Source organism: Clostridium sp. TJA085, assembly GCF_058310235.1.
In genome coordinates this window covers 921,175-936,036 of record NZ_JBZEEZ010000001.1, presented here as the reverse complement: position 1 = coordinate 936,036, position 14,862 = coordinate 921,175, and the positions used below count along the sequence as shown (strand labels likewise).

Annotated in this window: 16 protein-coding genes; 15 read left to right on the top strand and 1 reads right to left on the bottom strand. The window is 25.7% G+C overall.

The genetic code is table 11. The features are described from left to right. Positions 1–66 precede the first annotated feature (66 nt). A complete protein-coding gene (locus AC4FQW_RS04860) occupies positions 67–1,974 on the bottom strand; it encodes an NAD(+) synthase (protein ID WP_491147577.1) in 1,908 nt (635 codons plus the stop codon). A 274-nt stretch (positions 1,975–2,248) separates the two neighbouring features. Between AC4FQW_RS04860 and AC4FQW_RS04855 the strand changes: the two genes are divergently transcribed. From AC4FQW_RS04855 to AC4FQW_RS04785, 15 genes are all read left to right on the top strand, one after another. Continuing rightward, positions 2,249–2,680 carry an NfeD family protein gene (locus tag AC4FQW_RS04855; RefSeq protein ID WP_303128818.1) on the top strand — a complete coding sequence of 144 codons (432 nt, stop codon included), beginning with the start codon at positions 2,249–2,251 and terminating at the stop codon, positions 2,678–2,680. 2 nt (positions 2,681–2,682) lie between these two features. After that, entirely contained in the window at positions 2,683–3,627 is a 945-nt protein-coding gene (locus AC4FQW_RS04850; RefSeq protein ID WP_491147574.1) for an SPFH domain-containing protein, read from the top strand. A 144-nt stretch (positions 3,628–3,771) separates the two neighbouring features. After that, on the top strand, positions 3,772–4,104 hold the full coding sequence (locus AC4FQW_RS04845; RefSeq protein WP_491147572.1) for a hypothetical protein: 333 nt from the start codon (positions 3,772–3,774) through the stop codon (positions 4,102–4,104). Positions 4,105–4,202: 98 nt separating this feature from the next. Next, positions 4,203–5,012: an amino acid ABC transporter substrate-binding protein gene (locus AC4FQW_RS04840; RefSeq protein ID WP_491147570.1), complete on the top strand. Its 810-nt coding sequence runs from the start codon at positions 4,203–4,205 to the stop codon at positions 5,010–5,012. A gap of 1 nt (position 5,013) precedes the next feature. After that, a complete protein-coding gene (locus AC4FQW_RS04835; RefSeq protein ID WP_491147568.1) occupies positions 5,014–5,652 on the top strand; it encodes an amino acid ABC transporter permease in 639 nt (212 codons plus the stop codon). Positions 5,653–5,664: 12 nt separating this feature from the next. Continuing rightward, complete coding sequence (locus tag AC4FQW_RS04830) at positions 5,665–6,327, top strand: amino acid ABC transporter ATP-binding protein (protein WP_491147566.1); 663 nt, start codon at positions 5,665–5,667, stop codon at positions 6,325–6,327. A 106-nt stretch (positions 6,328–6,433) separates the two neighbouring features. Then, complete coding sequence (locus AC4FQW_RS04825; protein WP_491147564.1) at positions 6,434–6,856, top strand: flavodoxin; 423 nt, start codon at positions 6,434–6,436, stop codon at positions 6,854–6,856. A gap of 146 nt (positions 6,857–7,002) precedes the next feature. Then, positions 7,003–7,428: a flavodoxin gene (locus tag AC4FQW_RS04820; RefSeq protein ID WP_491147562.1), complete on the top strand. Its 426-nt coding sequence runs from the start codon at positions 7,003–7,005 to the stop codon at positions 7,426–7,428. Between the two features lie 18 nt (positions 7,429–7,446). Beyond that, entirely contained in the window at positions 7,447–8,082 is a 636-nt protein-coding gene (locus tag AC4FQW_RS04815; RefSeq protein ID WP_491147560.1) for a DUF3793 family protein, read from the top strand. Positions 8,083–8,353: 271 nt separating this feature from the next. Next, complete coding sequence (locus tag AC4FQW_RS04810; RefSeq protein ID WP_303129297.1) at positions 8,354–9,943, top strand: ClC family H(+)/Cl(-) exchange transporter; 1,590 nt, start codon at positions 8,354–8,356, stop codon at positions 9,941–9,943. A gap of 101 nt (positions 9,944–10,044) precedes the next feature. After that, on the top strand, positions 10,045–10,818 hold the full coding sequence (locus tag AC4FQW_RS04805; RefSeq protein WP_491147557.1) for a nuclease-related domain-containing protein: 774 nt from the start codon (positions 10,045–10,047) through the stop codon (positions 10,816–10,818). Between the two features lie 563 nt (positions 10,819–11,381). Next, a complete protein-coding gene (locus AC4FQW_RS04800) occupies positions 11,382–12,752 on the top strand; it encodes a peptide MFS transporter (protein ID WP_303129294.1) in 1,371 nt (456 codons plus the stop codon). Positions 12,753–12,916: 164 nt separating this feature from the next. Then, the gene (locus tag AC4FQW_RS04795) at positions 12,917–13,444 is read left to right on the top strand and encodes an ECF transporter S component (RefSeq protein WP_303129292.1); all 528 of its coding nucleotides are present in this window, start codon (positions 12,917–12,919) and stop codon (positions 13,442–13,444) included. 20 nt (positions 13,445–13,464) lie between these two features. Continuing rightward, a complete protein-coding gene (locus tag AC4FQW_RS04790) occupies positions 13,465–14,289 on the top strand; it encodes a pyridoxamine kinase (RefSeq protein WP_491147555.1) in 825 nt (274 codons plus the stop codon). Between the two features lie 134 nt (positions 14,290–14,423). Next, positions 14,424–14,804, top strand: coding sequence for a hypothetical protein (locus AC4FQW_RS04785; RefSeq protein ID WP_491147553.1), 381 nt, complete (start codon positions 14,424–14,426; stop codon positions 14,802–14,804). Positions 14,805–14,862 lie beyond the last annotated feature (58 nt).

Sequence of the window (14,862 nt, the reverse complement as noted above, 5' to 3'; positions counted from 1 at the left end):
ATAAACCTCTAAAAGTTATTTTTTTGAATAACTTTTAGAGGTTAAATAATTTAAAAATATATTTTTTTATTTAAAAGAATTAACTGACGCATCAGATGGCATTCTCCAGTCTCCACGAGGACTTAAAGAAATTGTCCCAACCTTTGGACCGTCAGGAAGTGCACTTCTTTTGAATTGTTGTGAGAAAAATCTCCATAAGAATTTATCAAGCCATTTTTCTATAGTTTCTTTTGAATAATCATCTTTAAATGCATGTTCAGCTAAAAATAATATTCTTTCTTTAGATGAGCCATGTTTTATAAAGTGATAAAGGAAGAAATCGTGTAATTCATATGGACCAACTATATCTTCTGTTTTTTGTGTTATTTCACCAGTAGTTTTATCCTTTGGAAGAAGTTCAGGGCTAACTGGTGTATTTAATATGTCAATCAATGTTTCTTTAACTTTTTCAGTTGATTCATTATTAGCAACATAATTTACTAAGTATCTAACTAATGTTTTTGGAATTGATGGATTAACAGAGTACATTGACATATGATCTCCATTATATGTACACCAACCAAGGGCAAGTTCTGAAAGGTCTCCAGTACCAACTAAAATAGCACCTTCTTTATTAGCTAAATCCATAAGTATTTGAGTTCTTTCTCTTGCTTGAACATTTTCGTAAGTAACATCATGGATAGCTTTATCATGACCTATATCTTCAAAATGTTGAAGGCTAGCTTTAACTATATTTATTTCACGTAAATCACATCCAAGTTCTTTACATAAAGTTAAAGCATTATTATATGTTCTATCTGTAGTACCAAATCCTGGCATCGTAATAGCTATAATATTTTTATTATCAATATTTAAAAGTCTAAAAGTTTTAACAATAACAAGTAATGCAAGTGTTGAATCTAATCCACCAGAAATACCTATAACTGTTTTAGTTGAATTAACATGTTCTAGTCGTTTAGCTAAAGCTGCTGACTGAATATTAAATATTTCTTTGCATCTAGCTTCCATCTCAGACTCTTTTGAAGGAACAAATGGATGTTTATCAATAAATCTATTGAAATTATTATTTTCTATTGAATCAAAATCAAAATAAATTTTTCTTGCTTTAAATGGAGTAAATTTTGAAGAATCTCTAAAGCTTAAATTTTTCATTCTTTCTGATTTTAATCTAAAAGTATCTATATCTGCATAAATAATTTCATTATCTCTTTGGAATCTATTATTTTCTTTTAATAAAGTTCCGTTTTCAGATATTAATAAGTGACCACTAAATAAAAGGTCAGTTGTTGATTCAAATACTCCAGCTGATGAGTATACATATGCGCAAATTGAACGAGCACTTTGATTTTTGATTAAATCTTTTCTGTAATCTGCCTTAGAAACTAATTCATTTGAAGCTGAAAGATTAAATATTACATTTGCTCCTAACAAAGAAAGGTATGAGCTTGGTGGTATAGTTACCCATAAGTCTTCACATATTTCACATCCAAAACTAAGATTATCACAAGTAAATATAAGATCTGTACCAAATGGTATATCTTGTTGAAATGGTAGACTTATAGTTCTATTTATAATAGAAACACCTTCAGTAAACCATCTTTTTTCGTAAAATTCGCTATAGTTTGGTATATATGATTTTGGCACTATTCCAAGAATTTTACCTTTAAATAAAACCACAGCACAATTATAAAGAGTACAATTATCTAAAATAGGAGCACCAACTATAGTAATCATATCTGTATTAGAAGTTTCAAGCATTATTTCAACGAGTCCTTTTAAAGATTCATTTATTAATCTATCTTGAAGAAAAAGATCTCCACATGTATATGAAGTTATGCTAAGTTCAGGGAAAACAATAGCTTTAGCAGAATTCTCTTTAGCAAGTTTCATACATTTTATAATTTGACTAACATTATAATCAACATCAGCAACTTTAGTCTTAGGACATGCTGATGCTATTTTTATAAAATCCACATTTATCATCTCCGTTATATATTTTATATTCAATATTTAATATTAGTTTTTACTTTACATATAACAATAATAAGATGAAAATATTAGAAAATCAATGAAAATAGAAGATATGATTTAGAATTATATTTTAAATAGTATTTAATAACCTTTAAAGAGGTTTGTTATAAATTGAAAAAACGTAATAAGGAATATATAATTTAATTATAATTAAATTATATATTCCTAAGGATATTTAACTTTAAAAAACATATAATTAAAAAAAGGAGGGATATTAATGGCTTTGACTATATTTTGGATAATAATTGCTATTATTATGGTGGGAATAGACTTAGCAACTAGTGCTTTTTTATTTTCATGGATAGGACTTGGAGCAATAGTAGCTATGTTTGCTAATCTTTTTAGTATAAGTTTTTTAGCACAAATAATTATATTTGGTATAGTTAGTGTTATAGCAATTGGAATTGGATATCCTTGGGCTAAGAAAAAATTTAAAGTTTGTTTAACTAAAAATCAAACTATGGAGGAAACTTATATTGGAATGAAATTTGAAGCAGAAAAAAATATAGCAGAAACAGCAATGATAAAAGTTGGGGGAGTATATTGGTCTGCTATAAATGAAGGAAATGAAATAAAAAAGGGTGAAAAATTTATAATTACAGGTATTGAGGGAAATAAATTTAAAATAAAAGGATTTAAGGAGGAATAATTATGGGAATTATAATAGTTTCTATAATATTAGTATTATTAATACTAACAGTTATTTTATCATCAATAAAGATTGTAAACACAGGTTATTTATACGTAGTAGAAAGATTCGGGCAATTCCATAGAGTATTAGAACCAGGTTGGCATGTTACTATTCCTTTTGCTGATTTTGTAAGAAAGAAAGTTTCAACTAAACAACAAATAATTGATGTACCACCTCAAAATGTTATAACAAAAGACAATGTTAATATTTCAGTAGATAATGTTATTTTCTATAAACTTTTAAATGCTAAAGATGCAGTTTATAATATAGAAGATTTTAAAGCTGGTATAATTTATTCAGCAACAACAAATATAAGAAATTTAATAGGTAATATGTCATTAGATGAAGTTTTATCAGGAAGAGATAAAATAAATCAAGAATTACTTACTATAATAGATGAAATTACAGATGCATATGGTATTAAAATATTATCAGTAGAAATAAAAAATATAATTCCACCAGCAGAAATTCAAAATGCTATGGAAAAACAAATGAAGGCTGAAAGAGATAAGAGGGCTATGATACTTCAAGCTGAAGGGTTAAGACAATCACAGATTGCTAAGGCTGAAGGAGAAAAGCAAGCTAAAATATTACAAGCTGAAGCTGAAAAGGAAGCTCAAATAAGAAGAGCAGAAGGTTTAAAAGAATCTCAATTATTAGAAGCTGAAGGTAAAGCAAAAGCAATAGAAGAAATAGCAAAGGCAGAATCAGAAGCTGTTAGAAAAATAAACTCTGCTATTATAGAGTCAGGAACTGATGAAAGAGTAATTGCTTTAAAACAAGTTGAAGCTCTTAAAGAGATGGCCAATAATCCAGCTAATAAACTTATTTTACCAAATGAAACTTTATCATCACTTGGAAGTATAGCTGCAATAGGAGAAATGTTAAAAGATAGTAATAATTAGAATAAAATCCCTAGAAATATGAATTTCTAGGGATTTTATATTAACATTGTGTAAAACTTAATTAAATGTTATTGAAAACTTATTAAATATAATCATAAAATTAAAATATCTCAAATTAAGAACATCTTAAGCGAGGAGGACACAATGAAAAAATTTATAATAGTTATGGTCTTAACATTATCTGTTTTTATGTTAGCAGGGTGTGCTGGAGATAATAAAATAAAAACAGATGTAGCTCAAAATGAAGAAATTAACGTAGAAGAAATAGGCAAAGACATATCTTTAAAATTAGAATTACCAGAAACATTAGAAATTAAAAGTAAAATAGATGAATCTAAAAAGGTATCAACTCAATATAAAGATATAAAAGAAGAATTAGAGAAAGATACAAAAGATATAGAAAAAAAAGTTAATGATACAGTTGTTGGGCATACGGAACAAGTTAGTGGCACTTTAAAAGAATTACTTAATAAATAAACTTCTAGAAAAATAACTCTAGGAGTTTATTTTTATATATTGACTTTAATAATTTAGCGTGATAAAGTATTAAATAATAAAAGTTTTAGGAGGAGTTTATGAGGAAATTTTTTATAGAAATATTTATTTGGATATTAGTAATTATAAGTATAATTTTTATAGTTAACTTATTAAATAAAGAGGATAAAACAGAATATAATAACAAAATTATAATTGGATATGATGATACTTTTGTACCAATGGGATTTAAAGATGATAGTGGAAAAGTTGTTGGTTTTGATATAGATCTTGCAAAAGCTGTAGGAGAAAAAATAAATAAACAAATAATCTTTCAACCTATAGATTGGACTACTAAGGAAACAGAACTTAGAAATAAAGATATAGATTTAATATGGAGTGGGTATTCAATAACTAAAGAAAGAGAAAAGCAAGTTGATTTTTCCATTCCTTATATATCAGATAAACAAGTAATAATAGTTAGAAAAAATAGTAATATAGAAGACAAAAAGGATTTAAAAGATAAAAATGTTGGGGTTCAATCAGCTTCAAGTGCAGCAGACGCAATATTAAAAGATAAGAAATTTTTAAATAGTTTAAATAGAAAAAATTATATAGCATATCAATCTAATAATGATGCGCTTATGGATTTAGATGCAAAGAGAATTGATGCTGTAGTTGCTGATGAGATTCTGGCTAGGTATTATATTAATGCTAGAGGAGCAAATAAATATAGAGTATTAAATGAAAATTTTGGTGAAGAATATTTTGCTGTTGGAATTAGGAAAAATGATGAAAATTTAAAAGAAGAAATAAACAAAGGTTTAAAAGAAGTTATTAAAGATGGAACAGCAAGTGCAATATCAAAAAAATGGTTTGGAAAAGATATTATATTAAAGGGAGAATTTTAAGATGAATATAGAAGTATTATTACCACAGTTATTAAATGGATTGAAAATTACATTAAGTATATTTATTTTAACAGCTTTAATTTCGATTCCTTTTGGTATTTTAATATCAATTTTTAGAGAGAAAGCAACAAAAGTTAGTAGATATATTATAGATACTTATATATTACTTATGAGAGGAACACCACTTCTTTTACAGATTATATTTGTATTTTTTGGACTACCTTTAATAGGAATAAAATTTAATAGATTTGATGCAGCAGTAGTTGCTTTTATTTTAAATTATGCAGCATATTTTGCAGAAATATTTAGAGCTGGAATTGAATCAATAGATGAAGGACAAATTGAAGCTTCAAGTATATTAGGACTTTCAGAATTTAATATATATAAAAGAATAATTTTACCACAGGCATTTAAAAGGGTTATTCCAGCCATAGGAAATGAAATTATAACCCTTATAAAAGATACATCATTAGTTTATATAGTAGGGCTTCAAGATATATTAATGGTAGGAAAAATTGCTACAAATAGATATGCATCATTATTACCATTGTTGCTTGTAGGAATAGTATATATTTTATTAGTTTTAATCTTAACTAACATATTTAAAGTTTTAGAAAAAAAGTACAATTATTATAAGTAAGGAGAAGATTTTATGTTAAAGGTTGAAAGAATAAAAAAGAGCTTTGGAAATAATAATATTTTTGAAAATTTAGACTTAAATATAAAAAAAGGTGAAACAGTTGTTGTAGTTGGAAAATCAGGAGAAGGAAAAACAACATTATTAAGATGTGTAACAGGTCTTGAAAAGTGTGATAATGGAAAAATTATTATAAATGATAAAACTTTCTTTGCTGATGGAAAATATTCAGAAGGTAAATTATTGAAAGAAATAAGAAAGGACATAGGAGTTGTGTTTCAAAATTTCAATCTATTTCCACATATGACTGTTATTGAAAATATAATTGAAGCTCCTATTAAAGTTTTAAAAATGGACAAAGATAAAGCTAAAGCAATGGCTTTAAAACTTCTTGATAATTTATCAATGAATGGAAAAGAAGATAGTTATCCAAATGAACTTTCAGGAGGCCAAAAACAAAGAGTTGCTATTGCAAGAGCATTAGCTATGAGCCCTAAAATATTATGCTTTGATGAGCCAACATCTGCATTAGATCCTGAAACAACAATAGAAGTATCTAAGATAATAAAAAAATTAAATGAAGATGGAATATCAATAATGATAATTACACATGATATTGATTTTGCAAACAACGTTGCAGATAGGATTTTAATTATGGAAAATGGTAAGTTAAAATAAATCAGAGTAAAATGATAAGAAATTTTCCAAAATCTATTGACTGAAATGGATAATTAATGTATATTATTAGTAGATAATTATTATTAATTAGAAAGAGGTAGATATTATGAAAATTAATGTTATATATTATTCATCAACAGGAAACACTAAGAAAATGGCTGAATTAATAGCTAGTGGAGCAAAAGAAAATGGGGCAGAAGTAAATTTATTTACTATGGATTCTGCATCAGAAAATGAAATTAAAGATTGCGATATAGTTCTTTTAGGCTCACCAGCTATGGGAGCTGAAAATTTAGAAGAAACAGAAGTTGAACCATTTATCGAATCAATAGAAGGAGAAGTATCAGGAAAGAAAATGATTCTTTTTGGTTCATATGGATGGGGAGGCGGAGCCTTCATGGATGAATGGGAACAAAGGATGGAAGATAATGGAGCAGAACTTTTAGAAAAAAGTGTAGTTGTAAAGGGAGAACCAGAAGGAGAAGATTCAGACAAGCTAGTTGAGTTAGGAAGAAGAATATCAAAATAATAAATATTATTACTTATATAAAAATCACTTTCATGTTTATGGAAGTGATTTTTTATTTTTAAAATTAAACTATTGACAATATATAAAGGATAGAATAAAATATCATTAAATAATGATAATCAATATCAATTAGGAGGTAGAATTATATGAAAGCAAATATAATTTATTGGTCAGGAACAGGAAATACAGAAGAAATGGCAAAATTAATTGCAGAAGGATTAAATGATTCAGGAGCAAGTGTAGAGTTAAAAACTGTTGATAATGCATCAATAGATGATGTTAAAAATTGTGATGTTTTAATTTTAGGTTCACCATCAATGGGAGTTGAAGTTATAGAAGAATGCGAAATGGAACCATTTGTAGAATCAATAGAAGGCGAAGTATCAGGAAAGAAGATGGTTCTTTTTGGTTCATACGGATGGGGAAATGGAGAGTTTATGACAAATTGGGAAGAAAGAATGGAAAGTTCAGGAGCTGAGTTATTAGAAAGAGAAGTAATAGTTAAAGAATTTCCAGAAGGTGACGACAGGGATAAATTAATAGAAATTGGAAAAAGAATAGGTAAAATGTAAGTAAAAGGAGAGTTGAAGATGGGGAATAAAGTTAAATTATTTATGGATAAATTAAATTATGTTAGTGATATTGAATACTTTGATAAATATATGTTATTTTTGTTAGCACCAGTAGTAAGTGGCTTTAAGCCATCTTCAACTATAACTTTAAAAAAGAAAAGTAAAGAATATTTAATTTGGAGAAATTATAAAAAAACTTTTATGAATAAGATAGACTTAGATTATATTGTATTAAGAGAAGATGAAAACGCTATTATATTACTTATATATTCAGAGGAAAAATTAAAAAAAGTTATAAGTTCAAAAAAGATAAAAATGTTTTTAATTAAATTAGGATATACAATTAATTTAAATTTTAATATCAAAGATATATTAAATGTTTTAGTTTATAGATATGAAAAGATTCATTGTCCTCATGAACTTGGAATATTTTTAGGGATACCATTAGATGATGTTATTGATTTTATGGAATGTAATAAAAAGAAATGTTTAATATGTGGTTATTGGAAGGTTTTTAATGATTTTGATAATGCAGTAGAAATTTTTAATAATTATAATAAATCAAAAGAAATTGTTTTGAATTGTGGAATATTAGAAATGAAATCAAATAAGATAATAGAAATTCTTAAAAGTAAAGAAGAAATAGCCATATAAATTTTAAAAAATGGTTATAAAATATAAAGAGAGAGGTAAATACTCTCTCTTTATATTTTAGTTTACAAAAAATTAAATTATATATATTAGAAATTAGAGGATAATAATAGATATTAAGAGATATTTAAAGAAATATATGTTAATTTAGATTTAATTAAATTAAATCAAATAAAATGATACCAAGTAGCAATTTAAGAGATTAATATAATTTTCTATTATTATAAATAAAATATATAATTAAAAATAGACTGTATTTAAGGGGGAATTATTAATGAAAAAAAATAAAGATGGAGTAGAAGAAATTTTTCCCCATAGAAATAATTTGAAAATTAGATTAATATGGGAATCTGCACTTATTGGATTAATTGCAGGATTAGTAATTGTTGCAAATAGAGTGCTAGTTGAAAAATTATCTCCTCTACTAATTAAATTTTACGTTTATGCAAAAGGAAATCCATTAGACATAATTTTAGTTTTTGTAGTTTTAGGAATTATGGGATTTATAGTTGGATGTTTAGTTAAAAAGGATCCTATGATATCAGGTAGTGGTATACCGCAGGTAGAAGGCATACTTATGAAAAGGCTTGAGGCTAATTGGTTAAGAGTTTTAGTTTTTAAATTTGTTGGTGGAACTATGGCATTAGTTGCTGGATTATCAGTAGGTCGTGAAGGTCCATCAGTTCAAATGGGGGCATCAATAGGGCAAGGTTTCTCAAAGGTATGTAAAAGAATAAATATTGAAGATAAGTTTTTAATAACAAGTGGTGCAAGTGCAGGTCTTGCTGGAGCTTTTAATGCTCCTTTATCAGGAGTTATATTTGCATTAGAAGAAGTACATAAAAATTTTTCTCCGTTGGTTTTACTTTCAGCTATGTCAGCCTCTATAGCAGCAGATTTTATGTGTAAAAATTTTTTAGGAATTGAACCTGCTCTAGGTTTTTCAGATGTAAAAGTATTTCCATTAAAATATTATTGGGCGTTAATATTATTAGGAATTATATTAGGAATTACTGGTGCGATTTTTAGCAAAGGAATACTTAAAACACAAGATATATATGGTAAGTTTAAAAATGTTCCAGTTCAAATAAAAGTAATGATTCCTTTCATATGTGCAGGAATAATTGGACTTACAGCACCACTTCTTTTAGGTGGGGGACATATTCTTATTATGAGTCTTGTAAATGGAGGATTCACTATTTGGATGTTACTTTTATTTTTAATTGTTAAATACTTATTTACATTTATAAGTTTCGGTTCTAATTCTCCTGGAGGAATATTCTTTCCATTGTTAGTATTAGGAGCAATAGTTGGAAATATATTTGGAATAGTTGTTTGTAAGGCAGCTAATATACCGGTAATATATATAATTAATTTTATAATACTTGCTATGGCAGGACACTTTGCATCAATAGTTAAAGCTCCTATAACAGGAATTGTTTTGATTACTGAAATGTCAGGATCATTTGAACATTTATTAGCACTTACTGTAGTTGTAATTGCTTCATATGTTACTTCTGATATATTAAAATCAGAACCTATATATGAAAGTCTTTTAGAAAGACGACTTAAAAAATGTGGTAACTTAGATTGTGATAGTGAAGAATGTAAGGCTTATGTTAATAAAACATTATTAGAGGTTTCAGTATTTATGGGAAGTAAAGTTGAAGGTAAATTTATAAAAGATATAGAATGGCCAAATAGATGTCTTTTAGTTGCTATAAAGAGAGGTGGAAAAGAAATTATACCAAAAGGAAATACAAAAATTCTTTCTGGAGATTTTTTAGTTGTTCTTGTAGATGATGATGAAAGAGCAGCATTAGCACTGGAAAAACTTCAAGATTTAGCATCTCATGTTGAATAATTAAAATAGTATAATTTTATATAATAATTTTAATATTGGTACATAATAATAAGGGCTAGAAATAATTTCTAGCCTTTAATTTATGTAATGAGGTGAAATAAATGGCTATACTAATAGATGTTACTAATATTAAAGAAGAAAAATTAGTTAGAAAAGTAGAACTTAATAAATTTTCAATTATAATTACTTTTATAATATTTATATTTATAGTTAAATTATTATTTGAAGTAATAGATAGCTTTTTTTATGTTTATAAAATTTTAGATGAATATTATGATTTTACTATAATACTAATATCTTTAGTATTAACATATAGTTATTCCAAAAATAAATATTTAAAAAAACAACAGTTTAAAAATGGGTTTATTGATTTAAATAAACGGAAAAATAAAGATATTAAAATAGAACCTGCTGTTTTAAGGCGATTAGATAATAAGAATTATATATTAAATAATGTAAAAATATCTTTAAAAAGTGGAATAAATTATATTGATACATTATGTATAAATGATAAAGGGATTTTTATAATATATAGTAGGAATGATAATGGAATTATAAGAGGAAATGATTTTGATAATAAGTGGGAACTAGAAAATAAATTTGGTTTCAAAAAAATAAATAATCCTATATTTATATTAAAAAAGCAAATGAATAATATTAATGAGTACATAAAAGAAATAGGATATAATATTAAGGTAAGGGGTATAATTTATTATTTTGAGGATACAAAGTTAAATATAAAATTAAATAATGAGGATATAAAAATCTTTAATAAAAATACAGATGAAGAATTAATAAAATATATAGAAAAGACAAATTCAAAACATAAAATAAGTTTGAGTGATATTTTAAGAATAGTATCAAAAATAAAATGATTTTACGAATATTAAATTACAAGTATATTCTAATTTATAGTTTATACTTGTAATTTTTTATTTGAAATAAATTTATATTTTATTAAAAAGACAATTAAATTTATTAATACAAAATTATATATTCTTTTGTAAATATTCTAAAATAATTATTTTTATTATTTTAAGAAAATTTCAGGTATAACAGAAGAATTTAAATTAAATTTATGTTTGAATTTTTATTTATTATTAATAAAGTGTCAATTATCAACTCTAAAATGAATCTTATATTATTATAACTTGCAAGTGTATTACATAAAAAATCAAATGTACTGTATGGAAATACAATAAAAAAATTAAAGGATTAATAAAGGAAAATTAAAAAAATGATATTTTATTATTAAATTAATAAAAAATACCCTTATAAAATATATAAATTTCACAAAAAAGTTAATTGAATTAAATAAAAGCAAGAAATAACTTGAATTATTTTTCAGTAAATGCTATAATTTTATCATCGATTAAAGAAAGTTTTCAAAAACAAATTGCAAAATTGAAGCAAAAGATAAATGAAAAGGGGAATTTTTATGACAACATTAGATGTACCTGCTACAAAAAGTAGATTAAAACATCCAGCAGGTCTTTACTTATTATTCCTAACTGAAATGTGGGAAAGATTTAGTTATTACGGATTAAGATCACTTTTAATGCTTTACTTAACAGTAAGTCTTGTACAAGGTGGTTTAGGTTATAGTGTAAGTTCAGGGGCTTTTATATATGCTATTTATACTGGATGCACATATTTTACTCCAATTATTGGAGGATGGCTTGCAGATAATTTCTTAGGACAAAAGAAAGCTATATTAATTGGAGCAATTATTATGGCCATAGGTAACTTCTCATTATTTGTTAATGGAAGTAGAGTAGGGCTTTACATAGGATTAGCGTTATTAATTGCTGGTAATGGATTCTTTAAACCTAATATATCAACTGTTGTTGGTCAACTTTATGATAAAGGTGATAAGCGTAAGGATTCAGCATTTACAATATTTTATATGGGAATAAACTTAGGTTCATTAATAGCACCTTTAATATGTGGATTATTAGCAGAAAATATCTTCGCAACAACTTCAAATGGTGTTATGCATTATGGATTTAAATATGGATTTTTAGCAGCTGCTATTGGTATGGTTCTAGGTGCGATTATATTTATGGTATTTTCACCAAAATATTTATCTCATGTTGGGGGAATTAATAAGGAAGAAGCTAAAAATGAAAATAAAAAGGCAAGTAATGAACCTTTAACTAAGCAAGAAAAAAGAAGAGTATTATCTATAATAATATTAGCAGCATTTGTTATTTTCTTCTGGACAGGCTTTGAGCAAGCAGGAAGTTCATTAACAATGTTTACTCAAAAATTAACTAATAGAGAACTTTTTGGAATGACAATACCAGTTTCATGGTTCCAATCATGTAACCCAATCTTTGTTTTAATACTTTCACCAATATTAGCTAAGTTATGGATTAGATTAGCAAATAGAGATAAAGGTGATTTATCAATACCAGTTAAAATGGGAATGGGTATGATAATATTAGGAATTGGTTTCTTATTTATGGTAGGAGCAGTTATGTCAATTGGAGGCGCTGAAAATCCAGTAGCCAAAGCAAGTATGTGGTGGGTTGTATTAACATATTTCTGTAATACTGTTGGAGAGTTATGTTTATCACCAATTGGTTTATCAATGGTATCAAAACTTGCACCAATTAAGTATGCTTCATTATTAATGGGATTATGGCTTGCTGCAACAGGAGTAGCAAATTTATTAGCTGGTGTTATAGCATCAAGATTAGAAACATTAGGACCTTTAGAAATATTTGGTTCAATATCAGGAGTATGTATAGTACTTGGAATAGTATTATTATTACTTAGCAAGAAGATTACAAAATTAATGAAATAATATTAAAATATAAGGGCTGTTTTACAGCCCTATTTTTTTTGAAATAAATAAGTTTATAGGTAATTATAATATTTATTTATTATAATGTATCGTTACATTTGACAGTTGATACTTTAAAAGCATAACATAAAAGAAGATTAAAAAATAAATGGGGGGAAGTTAAAATGAAAAAAATGAGCACTAAAAAGCTTGTTATGTTATCAATGTTTTCAGCTTTAGTATTTTTAGGAACTTATATTCATATTGAAATTCCAATAGGTGCTGGGATGTCAATGATACATCTAGGAACAACAGTTATATTTATAGTTGCAGTATTAATTGGAGAAAAAGCTTTTATTCCTGCAGCTATAGGTAGTGCACTTATGGATGCATTAAATCCTGCATTTGTACTTTGGACAATTCCTACGTTTATAATTAAAGGGTTAACAGGATATGTTGCAGGTAAGATTTGTTTTATGAATGGTAAAGAGGGGAAAAATATAGTACAAAATATGATTGGTTTTATATCTGGAGGTATAGTATCATTAGTTGGATATTTTATTTTTAATTGGATAATATTTAAGGGATGGCAAGGAGCTGTAACATCACTTCTAACATCAATAACAACAACTACCATAGGAGTAGCTATTGCAATACCTTTATCAATAGCTATAAAATCAGCTAGTAAAATATTTATAAAGCAAATGAATTAATCGGAACGGAGAGATAAATTTTGAAGAAACCTATAAATAGAGCTTTAGTAATACACAGCCTATGTTCTATTGGCAAAGCATCTATTACAAACATATTACCTATAATGAGTATTAGGGGAATAGAGGTTTGTCCTATTCCGACTGTAGTATTATCAAGCCATACAGGTGGTTTTAAAAGTATAGCAAAAATCGATAGTAAAAATTTTATTAAGCAATCACTAGAGAGCATGAATAAAAATAAAATAAATTTTGATTTAACTTTAATAGGTTATTTAGGTAATAAAGAAAAAATAGAACAAGTAGAATTATTTTTAAAAGAAAAAAAGGATGGATTAGTTATATTAGATACTATATTTGGAGATAATAATACTCTTTATAATGGGTTTAATAATGATTATGTAGAAAAGCTAAAGAGGATTTTAAAATATAGTGATTTAATTACACCAAATTTTACAGAAGCACTATATTTGACAGGAAGAAAAGAAAAAGATTTTTTAAATTTTCAAGAAGAAGATATAAAGGATATTTTAAAAGATTTAAGAAAAATTGGAGCTAAAAATATAGTTATAACTTCGGTTCCTTGCAATGATAAAATAGGAATTGCTATTTTAGAAGGAGAAAATTTAAGCATTATAAAGCATGAAAGATTAGAAAAATCTTATCCAGGAACAGGTGACATATTTACAGCAACTTTATGTACTGAATTACTAAATAAAAACACATTAGAAGATGGAGTTAAGAATTCAGCAGATTTTGTAAAAGGGTGTATAGAATATAGTATTAAATATGACTATGAAGCTAAAGAAGGTGTTTTGTTAGAAAAACAGCTTTATAAGTTATTATGATTTTTATAAAGATATACAATAATCAAAATTGTATATCTTTTTTTATATATTTGATTAAATTATTGCAATATATACAAAATAATTGGTATCATAATTATAAGCGAAAATATTTAAAGTTACAGGAGAATTTAATTATGGAAGAATTAAGAAAAATAGTTGCGGATTATATATTACCTACATTAGGTATAATTATGTTGCTTATATATATTTTTGCTTTTAGAAATGAATTAAGCGTTATTTTTTGGAGTATATTTATTATTGATAGAGTAATTGCATTTCTTTTTGAAGGTAAATTTCAAGGATGTATAGATAGTATAGATAATTTATCAAATCAGTTAAATAGGGATAGTACTATTTCTTTAAATAAAGTCACAATTTTATTAATTGGATATGCAGGAATCGGTTTAGTTATTTTAACATATATTTTATTTGTATATACAAGATTATTTGTAATAATAATTTTAGGAGAGGTAATTGATATTATACTTAAAAAAATATTAAATTCAATTAATTAAAAATGAAGTTTACATGATTAAATATAAATTTTTTGAATAACATTAAGCACTATTATAA